Genomic DNA, 15,897 nt, shown 5'->3' on the forward strand with positions numbered 1-15,897 from the left:
TTTAGATTATATGAAAAATAATATTTATTCTACTTAGACTTTAGTGGCTGAAAATAAGTAAATTTAACGTTTAAAAACCTACCAGTATGAATTACTGCTAGGTACTGAATTTAATGGTATGAAAAGGTAACTAGGTTAAGAAAAGTCACTGTCGATAAAAGCAAACTACATTAGCTTTCTAAAAAAGTCACAAAGCTCATTGGCTTCACGCTCGACAGAATAAAGCTCAAGTACTCGCGCTCTGCCTGCAGTTCCCATTTCAGCCAGTTTGTCATCATCATTCAGTAGTGTATTGAGCTTATCCTTAACTGCCGCTGAATCATTAATAGGAACCACATAACCATCAATCCCTTGTCTAACAACCTCAGGCCATGCCCCAGCCTCAGATGCCAGTACCGCAGCGCCACTGCTCATTGCTTCAAGAATAGTTAGTCCAAAACCTTCATTCTCACTTAATGCTACCACTAGAGATAATGCACTAAAGATCCCTGGAATATCGGCAAAATCTTGCTCACCTGCAAATACAATACGCTCGGACAAATTAGCTTGCGCGATTTGCTCTTTTAGTTCATTAACAAACGATTCGTTAGAACCAGAAATAGAACCAACAATTACCGCGGTATAATCAGGGTACTCATTTAAGACATCAATACAGCCTTGTACGAAAAGGTGCACACCTTTTTGTTTCCTAACACGACCAAGTATAGCAATACCACGCCTACCTTTATTAATATGACTAGGTAACAAATTTAACGATTGCCATGCAGCCTCTTTATTTTCAGGCGGTATATAGACATCCGTTTTAACACCATGATAAATAATTGCATCGGGTTTTCGGTGTAAAAAGCTAGCTGACGCTTTGCACATTGCTAAAACAGCATCCATTCTATCCGTTAACCATAAGGTGAAACCTGAACGGTATCGTTGTGCCGCTGAACTAAATACCACTTTAATTTTTGCTCTAAAGATATATTTCAAAATTAATGCTTGGATCATTTCATCTACACGACGAGCATGGAATATTCTATATTTTCCATTTTTTAGCGGCTTACGACACATTTTAGCTACTTGCCAAAAACTAATAGCCAAACTTGGGTCTGGCAAATGGTGTTTCCCCATAACACGTAAATTAATTAATGCTCGTTGATGAGACAACACCTGTAACATAGTTGAAGTGACACCGGAGAAATTACTATTAGAGTTACCTATAATTAACTCTACTTCAGATTCATTGGCTACTTGGCTTGTGGAACTTGTCATCAAAAAAACTCATTCATTCAACTATTATCATATAAACCGCTATTCTACTGTAAAACAGGGTGGGCAAAATAGCGCTTTTACAAAAAATATCAAAATTTCATCGTTTAACTGCTATTCGCTATTCTCGATTACTTGGGTATAATCAGCGCCAGCCTTAAATAAGCCATAGTGATAGCTGTTGTGAGTAAAAACAAAGTTTTACAACCTGATTTTAAATTCTCTTTTTTATTACCAAAATATTGGCCAACTTGGCTTGGCGTTTTTATTCTTTATAGTATTTCTTGGCTACCTTATAAACTCCAACTCTCCTTAGGTAGACTTATCGGTAGGTTATTATTCAAGCTAGGGTCTAAGCGACAACGCGTCGCTTTAACAAACTTAAGGTTATGCTTTCCTGAAAAAGATGAAGCAGAGCTACAACGTATATTAAAAGCTAACTTTGAGAATACAGGTATCGCTTTACTTGAAACAGGCATGGGCTGGTGGTGGCCTGACTGGCGTGTTAAACGCAAAATGACTATCAAAGGCCTTCATCATTTAGAAAAAGCAAAAAAAGAAGGCAAAGGTGTTTTATTACTTGCCATGCATTACCTTAGTGTTGAAATGAATGCCCGTGGTGTTGGTTATGGCCACCCTATGGTTGTTTTCTATCGACCACATAACAACCAGTTAATGGAATATTTTCAATTTAGGGGCCGAGGTCGCTCTAACAAGTACATGTTAGGTAAGCGAGATGTAAAAGGGTTAATTAAAGCCTTGCACGATGGCGAAGTATGTATTTACTTACCAGATCAAGATTATGGTAGAAACCGCAGTGTTTTTGTTCCATTTTTTGGTGTAAAAGAAGCAGCATCAACAACAGGTACCCTTATTTTTGCTCGACAAAAAAATGTTGAAACCATGATGATTTTGCCTATTAGAAATGATGATGGTAGCGGCTACACCCTTGAAATTTTACCGCCATTTGAAAACTTCCCTACCAATGACGATATTGCGGATGTAACTCGTGTAAACCAAGAATTAGAAAAAGCAATTTCCGTTAAACCTGAACAATATATGTGGTTACATAGACGTTTTAAAACCAGACCTAACCCAGAAGACCCTTCATTATATAAATAATATTCGAGCTATGTAGATAAATACTCTGCCAAAATTTGTATAAATAAACTTCTTTGCGTAAAGTTATAACTATTATAACGATTTAAGGTGTTGATTAAGTAATGAACTTTTGGCTACGTAATTTTATTCTCGCAATAATATTGTCAGGATTAGCGTGGGCATTTTTTGCCAATCAAGACTTTCTATTGTCACTTGATGGCTCCCTTGGACAGGCGGAAGTAGAGGAAAAGCCTAGCGTCATTGATACTCCGCCTAAAGAAGCTTATCAAGCAGTTAGCACCAGTAAACCTAAAGTTGCCACTCCAAGTACCACTAACAAGGCTGCTATTGGTTTATCTAAATTTTACGCTAATCTACATGGCGATGATATTGACGGCGATGGTCCCAAAATAAAAAACAATATTGTTTATTTACCTGAGCCTAAAGGTGATTTGGAAAAAATCCTGCAAGCACGAGAAATGATTGTACGCCCCTATAAAAAGAATTGGCATGGCAGCATAGAATCTCGCCCTTTCAGAAAAGGTCAAGCGCTGAATATCAAGCTTTCTGAGTATGCTGATAAAGGTGGTGTAGAGCTCATTTGGTGGTTAAACCGTGATTTTATCGTAAAAGACCCGTTTCGCATTGAAAAAGATCTACTTTCTACGGCTTACCAAATTGGCAAAGCTATTGAAGGTCACTTTGAAGAAGGACTAGCAATTTACTTTTGCAATCGTCAACGCGCTATCGTTGTTATCGAAGATGAAGAAAATATTTTCCTCGATGAAGAGTGCATACTTCAAGGTACCGACAAACTATATTAACCTCAACTCGGTTTAAGAAATTAGCTAGCTTTTTGAAGTGTATGTAAATTTATATTTATTCTAGCTTGGCTAATTTTCTTAATACAAGGCAAATTAGTGCGCCAATAGCTAGTCTATTGCAAACTAATTTAACGCTGTAGTAAGAAAATAGACTGCTAGGAAGCAAGTTATTATCCCGAGGTCAGGTTATATTAATTCAATCTATTGCTAGCAATTAGAGCATAAATATTTTCAGCTACTGCAAGTACTTATGCCATAGAGACTCTATTACTTTTTGTTGCTCAAAACCTGATTTTGCAAGCTTTTGCTCTGCATTTTGCATACTTGCTTGATGTCCTAATGCGCGCAAGTTTTGATATGTCTCTCCTAATATTGCACTTTCCTGTGTTGTTAAAATTGACTGCTCTGCTAGCTGCTTAAAAATACCTATATTATCAGCATTTTGACTGATGGATTGGTACTGAGCACAGTAAGCTAATACCAAATACTGGGCTAGAAACTCAATATCAACTAAACCACCCACACCTTGTTTGATATCAAGCAAGTCATGTGTTGATTTATCAAGATGCGAACGCATTTTTTCGCGCATTTCTTTCACGTCTTCTTTGAGTTGTTCTAAGTCTCTTTCTTTTGATAAAACATCATGACGAATGTTAGCAAACTCTTCGCATATTAAAGTGTTACCATAGATCATTCTCGCTCGCACAAGCGCTTGATGCTCCCAAGTCCAAGCATCCTCATGTTGATATTGTGCAAACGTATTAAGGTGAACAACCAACACGCCAGAATTACCTGAAGGTCTCAAGCGCATATCTAATTCGTACAAAATACCACTACTCATGCGCGTATTAAAAATATGCATCATACGTTGAGCTAACTTCATATAAAACTGACTCGCAGATACCGACTTTTCACCTGTGGTCATTTCATCACGTTCACTTTGGTGAACAAAGACTAAGTCCAAATCAGAGCTATAACCCAACTCACTTCCACCCGTCTTACCATAAGCAATAACACCAAAGTTATTATGGTGCGTTACACTCTGAGCATCAGCACAAGAGCTAGGCACGCCAAAACGCTGTGCAACTTGCTGCCAAGCAAGACTTATCACTTCATCGACAATCGCCTCTGCTAGTGAAGTAAGGTGTTGGCTGACTTGATTAACAGAAAGCACATTAGCAATATCAGCAGCTGCAATTCGTAATTGTTGTGATTGCTTAAATTGCCTTAGTGCTTCCATTTGCGCTTCTAAATCCTCTTCTGGAATACGCAACATCCGTTCGCGCAATTCTAAAGCGTATGCACTCAACTGTGGTGGGTTATGTAATAACTTAGGATCAATTAATTCATCTAATAAAATAGGGTACTTTGCAATATAGTCAGTCACCCAACTACTCGCCTGACATAAATGAATCAGTTGCTTTAAAGCACCTTCATTTTCAAACAATAACTCTAAGTATGCAGTACGAGTGATAATCTTATTAAATACATGCAACACTCGCTCAAGTACTACTTCACTTTGTGTCTTATCTTGAATATGACAAATGAGCATAGGGATCAGTTTTTCAAGAACTTGCCTACCTCGATTACCTAAACTTCTTTTCTCTGTCTCAGCTCTAAAATCACTGAGTAGTGACCAAACTTTATCGCTACGCCAAGGCTTATTTTCTTGTTCTAACCAAGCAATTGATTCTTCATCACTCCAGCGACTTAACCATAAGGTAGTCCAGTGCTCATCCTGTGCCTGATGATTCGGGCTTTCAATTCCAATAAGTAAATCAAATTCTTGATGAACCGCATCCATATGCTCTTGTAAGATAATTAAAAATTCTGTCCAATTTGCAATATTTAATATCGATAAAATTCGTTGCTGGTTAATATCATCATCAGGTAAGGTTTGGGTTTGTTTATCGTCTAGGGCTTGAATAATATTTTCAACACGTCTTAGAAAGCGATAAGCACCTTCAAGCACAATTCTGCTCGAGGCGTTAATTTCACCTACATCAACCAATAAAGGCAACACAGTAAGTAATCGCCTTTGCTGTAAGGATTTATCTCTACCACCACGTATCAATTGAAAAACTTGAACAATAAACTCTATTTCACGAATTCCGCCTGCACCTAGCTTGATATTATTAACCAGTTGCTTACGTCGAACTTCTTGTGAAATCATCATTTTCATACGACGTAAACTATCTATCACACTAAAATCAATATAACGACGATATACAAAGGGACGCAACATAGTAGATAAGGTGTCATGATAAGGACTGTCACCGACTAAACGAGCTTTTAGCATGGCATAACGTTCCCAATCTCTGCCCTGCTCTTGATAGTAATCTTCCATGGCATTGAACGTTAGAACGAGTGGGCCACTGTCTCCAAAGGGTCTTAAGCGCATATCCACTCGATAAACAAAACCATCAGCGGTCACTTGATGTAAAGAACTAATGAGCTTTTGTGCAAGTCGAGTGAAAAATTGCTGATTATCTAAAGCTCTACGGCAATTAATGGTTTCACCACTTTCAGGATAAGTAAAAATCAAGTCAATATCTGATGAGAAATTTAGCTCTTTGCCGCCTAGTTTTCCCATACCATAAACGAGTAATACTTGTGTTTCACCCTGTGCATTTACTGGTGTTCCCCACTTATTTTGGCAAAAAATTGTTAGCCAATTCAAACTGGCTAAAATCAATTCATCAGCTAATGAAGATAAACAAGCAAGTGACAAATCTAATTCAACATCAAGTACCATATCAGCTATCGCGATTGCTACCATCTGCTGTAAACGAAAACGCCTTAACAGTCGGTGCAGTTGTGCTTCATCTTGGCAATCATTAAGTAAGTCAGTCAACAATGCTTGATAATTTGGCATAACAAAATCGTCTTTATTATCAAGCAGCCCTTGATTAAATAACGCAAAAACTAAATCTGGTGCTTGTTGAGCACTTTTAAAAACAAAATCACTGAGTGCAATGGCTTGTTTAAATTGTGATAATTGGCTTTGAGATAACTGCTGAGCAATACTTGGGTGTTGTTCAGCAAAGATTTGCCATCTTTTTTCGGATAAATCAGTTAATGAAGCTGGTAACAGTAATGATGAAGATGTGTCAGATGAATTCATGGGCATTCCTATGTCGGCTATAGACATAATATGTCAATGGTGCTATTAATAAGAAAATCAGTAATAATGTGATAACTTAGCATTTTTGAGGAGATAATGGCATAAATGCAGGCCTTTAATAGAGATTTTTTATGTAGGAGTTGGTTGAAACGTTACTTTCAACATGGTGCTGCCTTGATAACAATTATGTTGTTGTCTGCTTGTGGCGACCCAGTAAAAGAGCAAATATCCCAACAACTACCCATCACCGAACAAAGAGTTGCGCAATTAGGTCAAGCTCTTGAGAACGGTGAAATACGTAATGCTAATTTAATTCAGCAATATGCTGATAAAGTATTAGCGTTAAAGCCTAACCTATCTCCTTTGATTGCAGAATTCCAAAAAGATGCTTCAATGCAAGGGCCTATGTATAAAGCCTTGTTAGATAGGGTAAACACGGCAAAAGAACAACCACAAATGTTCGAATCCAGTCAGGCGCTATACAATGAATTGCTTAATATCTATCAAGCCGCAGATCCGGTACTTTACTCTGACGCCCTTAGTGACCCACTGAATGTTCTAGCCGATATGTCAGATGGCGAACTTCCACGTATTAATGCACTATCTAAAGATCAAAGTATGCTTGCCAATAAAGCACAAGACTTTGGTGTAGGTGAGCAATTAATTGGCAATCCAAACTACGGTCAGTGGACAACTGGTAGCAATGGCATGTCTTTTTGGGCTTGGTATGGTATGTACTCCATGATGGGAGACTTGTTTGGTCGACGTACTTATTATAACGATTGGGGAAGATCTCGTAATTACAGCTATTACAACGATTATGGCAGAACGCGCTATAGCTCACCTAGTCAATTAAGAAAGCAAACAAAACTAGATAATAGAGTGAAAAAGTCCTTTGCCAGCAAGGGGCAAAAGTTTACTAGTCCTTACAGTAAAAACCGCAGTGGTTCGTCAAGCTTATCTGGCCAAAGTAAAACAGCTCAAACGAGTGCTAATCGCTTTCGCAGTAATAACATTAAAAAAAGTAATTATGCGAAAAACTCTAGCTCACGTAAGAATTCAAGCTTTCGTAATAGTAATACCAACACGTCTCGCGGCTTTAGCCGAGGCAAGTAAGAATAATAGGATACATGGGACAATTTATGAATACATTTATAGAACTCGTTGGTGTTAATCAGGAGCTACTGACTTATTTAGCTATCGATGTCACTATCGCAATTATTTTATTAGGCGCTATGCGTTTTCTTTCTGGCCTTTCGGCCAAAGTGAATACTACTGAAGAATTGGCACATCACGATAATTTCGCCTTTGGTTTAAGTGTCGCAGGTAGCATTTTAGCTCTAGGTATTGTACTTACAGGGGCAATCACCGGAGAAGCTGCAACTAGTTACCTTATGGAAATTGTTGGGATGTTTGCTTACGGTGCTTATGGCTTAATTCTTATCAAAGTAGGACGTATAGTTCACGATAAGATTGCCTTACAGCATTTAGATAAAACCGCTTTAATTAAAGAGAAAAATTTAACCATAGGTATTATTGATGCAGCAGGTGCAATTGCCACAGCGATAGTCATTAGAGCCGTATTACTCTGGGTGGATGGCTTAAACTTAAGTACCTTTATTGCAATTACTAGTGGTTTTATTGTCGCCCAAGCCGTATTGGTTATCGTAACTCGTATCAGAGAGAATCAATACGCGAAAAATAACCAAGAAGACTGTTTACAAGAAGCATTAAGCAAAGGTCAGATAGCACTTGCTATTCGTTATAGCGGCCAAGTGATCAGTACAGCATTAGCAGTTACTGCAGCAAGTCATTTCTTAATTTATAGCCCTGAAACTTTAGTGATGAATTTATTAGGTTGGTTAGTGATAGGTGTAGTAATGACACTACTCGTTGCCATACTTACAGCCCTAGCTAAGCGCATTGTGTTATGGGGTATCAACTTAGTTGAAGAAGTTGATCAACAGCATAATATTGGTGTTGCCAGCATCGAAATGGCGACTAGTATTGCTATTGCACTAATCTTAACGGCTTTAATGGCCTAGTAACTCTTAGGTTTACTCATACTTAAAAAGTAAGCAAAGCAATTTGCTTACTTTTTTACTTTCTACACAATCATTTTCTTTAATACAGTTTATTTAACAACACTTATGACGAGCAAAAAAAGCTTCTACCTCGACGATACTTTACTCATTTTAACAATGGCAGTGCTTGCGGGCTGTGGTCTTGTTTATGAATACTTACTCTCCCACTACGCAGGTCGAGTACTCGGTGTAATGGAAAGCACTATCTACACTATGATAGGCCTAATGATTGTTTCAATGGGGCTCGGTGCTTTTGCAGCCCGTAAAGTAAAGTGCGCTTTTAATGGCTTTGTTTGGCTAGAATTAATGATTGCCTGTTTAGGCAGTATTTCAATTTTACTCATTGGCGGCTTAATTGCTATCACCCAAATCTTTCCTCATTTAATTGCTGACATGTTTGCCATGCCACCTGATATGTTACCCAAAGGTGGCATCTTTAAACAATTAAATTGGCTAGCGATGAAAACGCCCTATTTGTTTGGTGTATTGCTGGGCTTTTTCATTGGCATGGAAATCCCTCTCATTGCACGTATTCGTGAAGATATTCATCAAAAACACCTCGTTAATAACTTAGGGACTATTTATGGTGCTGACTATGTCGGTGCCGGTATAGGAGCAGCGATTTGGGTATTATTTTTATTAAGCATTGATATCAGTAAGGCGGCAGCCTTAACGGCAAGTTTAAACCTTGTCGCAGGTACTTTTTTTATTATGCGTTATTGGCAAAGGTTATCCTGGAAAAAGACCTTTGTTAGTTTACATATTGCCTTAGCACTTATCATTATCATCATGTTTAATTATGGTAATCAATGGCTAAACCAAATGAATAGCTTATTGTATCTAGATAAAGTCGTTCATACGCAAAAAACTCGATATCAACAACTTACTTTTACTCATCGATATATGGGACTTGAAAACAGCAGCATCATCAATTTTTATTTAAATGGCCGTTTACAGTTTTCATCAATAGATGAGCATATATACCATGACTATCTAGTTGCCCCCGCGTTAGCAGGTTCAGCAAGGCAAGAACATATTTTAATTATTGGTGGTGGTGACGGCTTAGCCTTACGAGATATTTTAACTTATGATCCTAAGAGCGTTACTTTAGTTGATTTAGATAGTGAGCTTATTGATATTTTCCAAAATCCTCATCAGCATGTTGAAAATGCTTTAGCAGAGAATATTATCAAATTAAATAAAGCAAGCCTTCAAGACAAGCGACTAACCATTAAAAGAGCTGATGCCTTTATCGAAATAAATGAGTTAATTAAAAAAGGGCAAGTGTTCGATAGCATCATCGTTGATTTACCCGATCCAAGTCACCCTGATCTAAATAAACTTTATTCAGTCAATTTTTACGCTAGACTAAATCAATTGCTTTCAGGTGATGGCTTGATTTCAATACAATCAACTAGCCCCTATCATGCTAAAGACACTTTCATCTCTATTGGCAAGACAGTAAAAGCTGCAGGTTTTGCTCATGTTGAACAGTATCATGATAATGTGCCAAGCTTTGGCGAATGGGGCTGGACTATCGCCGCTAAAAATGGGGCTAGCCCATTAGTGAGATTACAAAAGCTTACTCAGCTTAATGAAGAGCATAAATGGCTAAACCTTGAAACATTGAAAGCAGCTTTTATCTTTCCGAGAGGATTTTATAAAAACATCGATGAAATTAAAGAAAATACTTTAGGCAGTCATACTATCTATCAATTACATCAAAATGCATGGAAAGATCAACAAGGCTTAAATGAATAATAAATAACAGAAAAAATCGACAGCAAGTTTTAATAACAAATTAATTTAAAATAATCACAATTGAGCGCTTGACATAATATGTCAGAGTGTTAAATTTAACCAAGACGACATAATATGTCATCGATACTTACTCATTCAATTGAATCAATTTTTATGGGTAAGTTTATTTACAATAAGGATAGGAAATACATGAATATTCATACTATAGCCGATCATTTAAACAGTTTGGCAGATAATTCAGACACAGGGATGAGCTTTGATTGTCAACCAATCTCAGGCGAAGTTGATGTACTGCAAATTAGTATTATTGGCCGTGAAGAAATCCCAGTATTTGTATCGGTTACTGAAGATCAAATTCTATGCATTAGCTACTTATGGGGAGTTGATGAAGTTAAAAGCGACTCTATTGCAGCTATGCATGAAAGCATGTTGGAAATGAACATTCCGATGCCTTTATCATCTTTCTCAAAAATTGGTGATAAATACGTTATTTTTGGCGCACTATCAATCAACTCAAGCTATTCAGATGTTGAACATGAACTAGCGGTGCTAAGTAACAATGCCCTTGAAGTTATTGATGATATGAGTGATTACTTAAACTAAATAGCATAAGCCTCTAGTTTTGGTTAACTTATTTGGAGAAAAAGATGAGTATATTTAAAAAGATTATGACAGCGGTTCGTGGTGGTGCTTCTGAAGCTGGTGAAGCGATTATTGACGCAAATGCTACCCGTATTTTTGAGCAAGAAATTCGTGATGCAGAAAATCACTTAACAAAAGCAAAGCGTGATTTAACAGGTGTTGTTGCTGAACAAATGGCAGCTCAACGTGACGTTGAACGTTTAAACCGTGAAATTGCTGAACATGAAGGTTATGCTGGACAAGCGCTAGAGAAAGGCGATGAAGCATTAGCTTTAGCTGTAGCTGAAAAAATTGCTACTTTAGAAAGCGAACTAGCAACACAACAGCAAGCATTAGCTAGTTATACTGGCAATGCCGATAGACTTAAAGAATTAGTTAAGAAGAGTGAACGTCAAGTAGCCGAGCATAAGCGTCAACTTTCAATGGTAAAGACTACTGAAAGTGTACAAAAAGCAACGTCTGCAATTACTGATAACTTTTCTTCTAGTAACTCAAAGTTACTGAGTGCGAAAGATTCTTTAGAACGTATTAAAGCAAAACAGCAAAAGTTTGATGATAAAATGAAAGCCGCTGAAATGCTTGAATCAGAAGATTCTGATGTGTCACTTGCAGCACAATTAAAAGCAGCAGGTATTGGCGCTCAAGATAGCAGTGCAAATTCTGTGCTTGACCGCATTAAAGCCAAACAAAAATAATTAATTATTTTTGTAAAAATAAACGAGCTAGGTAACTAGCTCGTTTTGTTGTATTCGATGTCTTAATAAAGGTTGAATAATGAGCTTTCTGAATAAACTATTTAATAAAGAAAAGAAGAGTGAGCGAAAACTAACTCAAGTTAATCAATTACTCCTTGGTGATATCATAGTGTTAACTGACAGCTTTGCGCTGCCTGAGACATTACGTGGACAACAGTTCCAAGTAAAAGCCATTAATAGTTATGAATTCGAGCATACAGTGCAAACTGAATGGCAATTACTTGGCACCAATAGCGTAGAAATATTTCTCTCTCTAGACGTTGAAGATACCACTGAATTAAAGTTCTCAATAAAAATATCCCACGAAGACGTAGAAACCTTATTTGATTTAGATAGCTTCTCAGAAATCTTTGATGAGCCAGGGCAAGCCTTTTTAGACAGAAAAGTCGACAACGCACTTACTAGCCATTGGTCTAGTGAACAATATCAGCAAAGTACTTTTGCAAAAGTTGGTTACTTTCATCGCAAAGATCACCGTAGCGAGAATCTATCATCCTATGAAGGCAAAGACAGTGGTGAACAGTTTGAGCAGTATGTTTTATATAACAAAGATCAAAGCAAAGGTATCGATATTGAAGTGTGGGATGATGGCGATACTGAAGTCTGTTTAACGTTATTTAGACCATTAACTGATATAATTGATATGTACCCTGCCAGTTAATGTGTTAATAAGTGGCGAGCTAATATTCGCCTTTTTCAACCTGAGAAAACACCATGAGTAGAAAAATACCTGATAAGTGGCAATCATCAGTTAAAGCAATGAAAGCTGTGCAAGTTGCTTTTGATATGGATGAAAAAATCCAGCTATCAATTCGAAAGCAAGCTCTAGAAGCGGGGTTGAGCCCATCAGATCAAATACGTGATATTCTAGGTCTGCCTATAAATAAACGTCCTAAACGTCCACGCTTGACTGTTAGTCTTGCTGCCAGTGATTATGAAATTCTTGCTGAGAAATATGGCTTAGAAATTGACCAACAGCTTGAAATTAAAAAGAAGCTCATGGATGACTTAATTAGCTATGTCTCAAATGAAAGCTCAGAGTAAATTATCCCTTTGAGCTATTTTATTAGCTAAGAATCTTTTTTATGCATCAATGCGTTTTTATGCCATAATTGAATCGGTTACAAATAAATAACAACATTAGGGATATCATTATGTTAATGAAAAAAATTGCAATTGTTGCCTTTGCCGCAGCAGTAACAGGTTGTTCTAATACCAGCGCATTAGAAGAGAATATTTCGACATTAACCAATAAGGTTGATGCTTTATCAACGCAAGTAGCTAATTTAGAAGCACAGCAAAAAGCGATCAGTAAAGATGCAAAAGCTGCCAAAGATGCTGCAGAGCAAGCGCTAAACGATGCTAAAAAAGCAAATGATAGAATTGATAACGTCGTTTCTTCATATAAAAAATAGTATTTAGTTTGCTAAATACCCAAAAAAAGCACTCATTGAGTGCTTTTTTTGGGCTTAATGTTAAAAGTGCTAGTAAACCTCAACTCGGGATAACAACTTGCTTTCTAGCAATCTATTTTCCTTACTACAGCGTTAAATTAGTTTGCAATGGACTAGCTATTGGCGCACTAATTTTCCTTGTATTAAGAAATATCGCCAAGCTAGAATAATGATAAATATAAATTTATATATAATTTAAATCGCTAGCTAAATTCTTACCCCGAGTTGAGGCTAGTAAGTTTTACCTTCATCTTGTTCACCTTCCTCTAACTCAATAACCAAGCCTGTCGGTTTTTCAATAACCGGCACAAGCTGATGCCAATAATTTCTGTTCGAACCAACAAAACGTTGCACTGCATTGGCCAGTTTAATTGTCTGCTTCCCTGGTTCTTCTGTTAGCGGCTCATGGATTTCAATTAACTGCCTTTGACCATTTTCATAAGACATTTTGATCGGTTGATCGATGATTCTTACTCTTGTTTGCAAAGCGACATTATCATAGAGCCATTTTATATCATCATCATACATCCGAATGCAGCCAGAGCTTGCTCTCATACCAATACCAAAACGTTTATTGGTACCATGAATTAAGTATTCACTGGTACCTAACCTTAAGGCATACTTTCCAAAGGGGTTGTTTGCTCCTGGTGGTACTTCATTAGCTAACACTACCCCTTTTTCTTTTAAATACCGCTCTTTCATAGCTTTGGTAGGTCGCCAAACTGGGTCTTTTCTCTTCTCGCTGATATAACTTGTTGCTTTAGGGGTTGCAAGTCCTTGTCGACCTATTCCAACAGGAAATACATGTACTTTGTTCTTATCAGGTTCAAAATAATAAAGCCTTAACTCAGGCAAATTAACCACAATACCTTCTTGTTTAATAAAGGGTAATAACATAGCTGAAGGAATAACAACTCGCGTGCCAACCTCAGGTAAAAAGGGATCAATACTTGGGTTTGCTGCAAGCAAGGCTAAAAAACCAACATTATATTGCTCTGCTATTTTTTGAAAGAAATCACCTTGTTCAACTTGATGGTACTGTATCTGACCAATTAACCGTTGCTTTCCTTCAGGAATATCATACTCAGCCGCCAATACATTACATGCTAAAAGCAGGCTTACTGTATTGATAATGACAAAGGTAGCAAAAAACTCTTTCATTAATTTCATATTCATTTACCCTTGCCAATATGGAGTAATCGACAAAGCATTATCTTTAGATTGCTCTATTGCCTCTAACAAATTGTCAACTTTAGCATTTAACCAATTTGCTAACTTTTCTTGTTTTATGGGTAACATATCTAACTGTTGTTGTAATAAATATAAGGTTTGTAACTCGCTAATGCCTTGTTTTATGTCTAACCAAGCTACACGGTAAACCTTCTGCTTTTCAGATAACAGTGAATTATTTTCTTCCTTGTTAAATAACGAAATAAACCAGCTACCCGTTAACAAGCTTCTAATCAACAATGGATATAATGCTAAATAATCTTTGCTTGTTAATGCATTATTATCGCTAAAATTAGCAATTTCTGTTTTTAAGTCATTAAGTGCTTTAGCTAATCCATGCTCTGCAAAGTTTGCGAGTTTAATAGCAGAAGCATCTTGGTTTGATTCTTCTGAGTGTGTGATGGCTTTTTTCTCTATTAATACATTAAGTAATGACAACTGAAGTTGGTTAATACGCTCACTGGTAAGTAAAACTAACATTTGCTCAATATTAGGGTAGCGTCTCTGCTCTAACTTTAATTTTTCAATTAAGGCTTCACTATGAGCAATTTTTTTACGGTAAACTCCTGATTTGGTGGTGAGTTCTTGTAAATGCAGCGCATTATCAACCCAATGTGTTACTCGGCTAAAGTAAGTTAACTCATCTCTGATCTTTATTAATTCTGGTGATAAATATTTATCAAAAAGCCAGAAACCTTGCCGTAATAAAACAAATAGTTCGTTTAATTTACTTAACACATTTAAAGAAGGCTGTTCGACATAAGCATCTATTTGCTGCTGAATTTTTTCCAAGGAAAATTCAACACCATGGTAAAAAGCAGTAGAAATTGTCTTCACTTGTTTCATGGGCATAATTTCTAATGCTTCGTGATGTTGTTTATCACTTTTTAACAAGACTTTTTTCGCTGCTTTGGTTGCAAGACCCATCGAAGACTCTTGCTCTTCATACTTAGCCGCCAGCTGATAACCACGTGCGGCTTTGCTTAACCGACCAGAGCGCATTGATACTTTACTCATTAACAGCTTGGCAAATCCAAACAAAGCTTGTGTTTCACCTTGCTGAAGCTCAAGCTCTAATTCATGGATAATTTCAACGTCATTAAAACCATCACAATTAATTTCACCTTGATCATAGGCTAAGTCAATAACAGCCTCTTGATAGGTTATTAACCAGGTAATACGAGTAAAGTGCGTATTAAACATACTCACGATACTATTTTGTAACACATCTACATTAGCACCGTCAGGCCAAATTTCTTGAGGAAAAAGTGAAAGATTGACCTGTTCATCAGCTATATCAACATTATATTCAGGTCTTTTATGTAAACCACCTACCACTTGACCAGAGGTTTTTATGGTTTGTTCATATTGGCAATGATTGTCACCTAATTGGATTCCTCTGACACGCAAACCAATATCCATTTTACGCAAAGCTAAATCAGGTGTATCAATGTAACGATTGGTCAAATATTTTTTTTGCTGAGTGTAGCTAATATTGTTATCTGACAATAACTTAGAAATTACATCAGCAACGTCTTGGCTGTGCTCTTCATGCTGATCATCAAACAATAAATACTTTAGTTCTATTTCTGTGCTCATTTTGCTTTTAAAAGTAAGTTATCACAACTACAGCATACCTTGTGATAAAGAAGATACCAAGCGAAT

The 15,897-nt window shown here is 37.0% G+C and carries 14 protein-coding genes; 10 read left to right on the forward strand and 4 right to left on the reverse strand.

Going from position 1 to position 15,897, the window contains the following annotated elements; all coding sequences use genetic code 11:
- Positions 1-165: 165 nt before the first annotated feature.
- Positions 166-1,260, reverse strand: coding sequence for a glycosyltransferase family 4 protein (locus tag EPA86_RS02110; protein ID WP_140601388.1), 1,095 nt, complete (start codon positions 1,258-1,260; stop codon positions 166-168).
- Positions 1,261-1,440: 180 nt separating this feature from the next.
- Between EPA86_RS02110 and lpxL the strand changes: the two genes are divergently transcribed.
- Together lpxL and EPA86_RS02120 are read left to right on the forward strand one after the other, a co-directional pair.
- Positions 1,441-2,379, forward strand: a complete 939-nt coding sequence (gene lpxL / locus EPA86_RS02115; RefSeq protein WP_140601390.1) for an LpxL/LpxP family Kdo(2)-lipid IV(A) lauroyl/palmitoleoyl acyltransferase — start codon at positions 1,441-1,443, stop codon at positions 2,377-2,379.
- Positions 2,380-2,480: 101 nt separating this feature from the next.
- Positions 2,481-3,182 (forward strand): TcpQ domain-containing protein, encoded by a 702-nt coding sequence (locus EPA86_RS02120; RefSeq protein WP_140601392.1) that lies wholly within the window; start codon positions 2,481-2,483, stop codon positions 3,180-3,182.
- A 235-nt stretch (positions 3,183-3,417) separates the two neighbouring features.
- On the opposite strand, the gene glnE is transcribed toward EPA86_RS02120, so the two are convergent.
- Positions 3,418-6,306 carry a bifunctional [glutamate--ammonia ligase]-adenylyl-L-tyrosine phosphorylase/[glutamate--ammonia-ligase] adenylyltransferase gene (gene glnE / locus EPA86_RS02125; protein WP_140601393.1) on the reverse strand — a complete coding sequence of 963 codons (2,889 nt, stop codon included), beginning with the start codon at positions 6,304-6,306 and terminating at the stop codon, positions 3,418-3,420.
- A gap of 186 nt (positions 6,307-6,492) precedes the next feature.
- Between glnE and EPA86_RS02130 the strand changes: the two genes are divergently transcribed.
- From EPA86_RS02130 to EPA86_RS02165, 8 genes are all read left to right on the forward strand, one after another.
- Positions 6,493-7,422, forward strand: coding sequence for a hypothetical protein (locus tag EPA86_RS02130; RefSeq protein WP_140601547.1), 930 nt, complete (start codon positions 6,493-6,495; stop codon positions 7,420-7,422).
- A gap of 26 nt (positions 7,423-7,448) precedes the next feature.
- Positions 7,449-8,351 (forward strand): DUF350 domain-containing protein, encoded by a 903-nt coding sequence (locus EPA86_RS02135; protein ID WP_140601394.1) that lies wholly within the window; start codon positions 7,449-7,451, stop codon positions 8,349-8,351.
- Between the two features lie 105 nt (positions 8,352-8,456).
- Positions 8,457-10,151, forward strand: coding sequence for a polyamine aminopropyltransferase (locus EPA86_RS02140; RefSeq protein WP_140601396.1), 1,695 nt, complete (start codon positions 8,457-8,459; stop codon positions 10,149-10,151).
- A 189-nt stretch (positions 10,152-10,340) separates the two neighbouring features.
- Positions 10,341-10,754 (forward strand): YjfI family protein, encoded by a 414-nt coding sequence (locus EPA86_RS02145; protein WP_140601398.1) that lies wholly within the window; start codon positions 10,341-10,343, stop codon positions 10,752-10,754.
- Between the two features lie 44 nt (positions 10,755-10,798).
- Positions 10,799-11,488 (forward strand): PspA/IM30 family protein, encoded by a 690-nt coding sequence (locus EPA86_RS02150; RefSeq protein ID WP_140601400.1) that lies wholly within the window; start codon positions 10,799-10,801, stop codon positions 11,486-11,488.
- A gap of 79 nt (positions 11,489-11,567) precedes the next feature.
- Complete coding sequence (locus EPA86_RS02155; RefSeq protein ID WP_140601402.1) at positions 11,568-12,209, forward strand: hypothetical protein; 642 nt, start codon at positions 11,568-11,570, stop codon at positions 12,207-12,209.
- Positions 12,210-12,262: 53 nt separating this feature from the next.
- Complete coding sequence (locus EPA86_RS02160) at positions 12,263-12,592, forward strand: hypothetical protein (RefSeq protein ID WP_140601404.1); 330 nt, start codon at positions 12,263-12,265, stop codon at positions 12,590-12,592.
- Positions 12,593-12,702: 110 nt separating this feature from the next.
- Entirely contained in the window at positions 12,703-12,963 is a 261-nt protein-coding gene (locus EPA86_RS02165) for an Lpp/OprI family alanine-zipper lipoprotein (RefSeq protein WP_246058209.1), read from the forward strand.
- Positions 12,964-13,233: 270 nt separating this feature from the next.
- Here EPA86_RS02165 and EPA86_RS02170 read toward each other — a convergent pair whose 3' ends face one another.
- Complete coding sequence (locus tag EPA86_RS02170; protein WP_246058211.1) at positions 13,234-14,178, reverse strand: L,D-transpeptidase family protein; 945 nt, start codon at positions 14,176-14,178, stop codon at positions 13,234-13,236.
- The gene (locus EPA86_RS02175; protein WP_140601406.1) at positions 14,179-15,831 is read right to left on the reverse strand and encodes a CYTH domain-containing protein; all 1,653 of its coding nucleotides are present in this window, start codon (positions 15,829-15,831) and stop codon (positions 14,179-14,181) included.
- Positions 15,832-15,897: the final 66 nt, after the last annotated feature.

This window comes from Litorilituus lipolyticus, assembly GCF_006439335.1.
Classification (GTDB): Bacteria; Pseudomonadota; Gammaproteobacteria; order Enterobacterales; family Alteromonadaceae; genus Colwellia; species Colwellia lipolytica.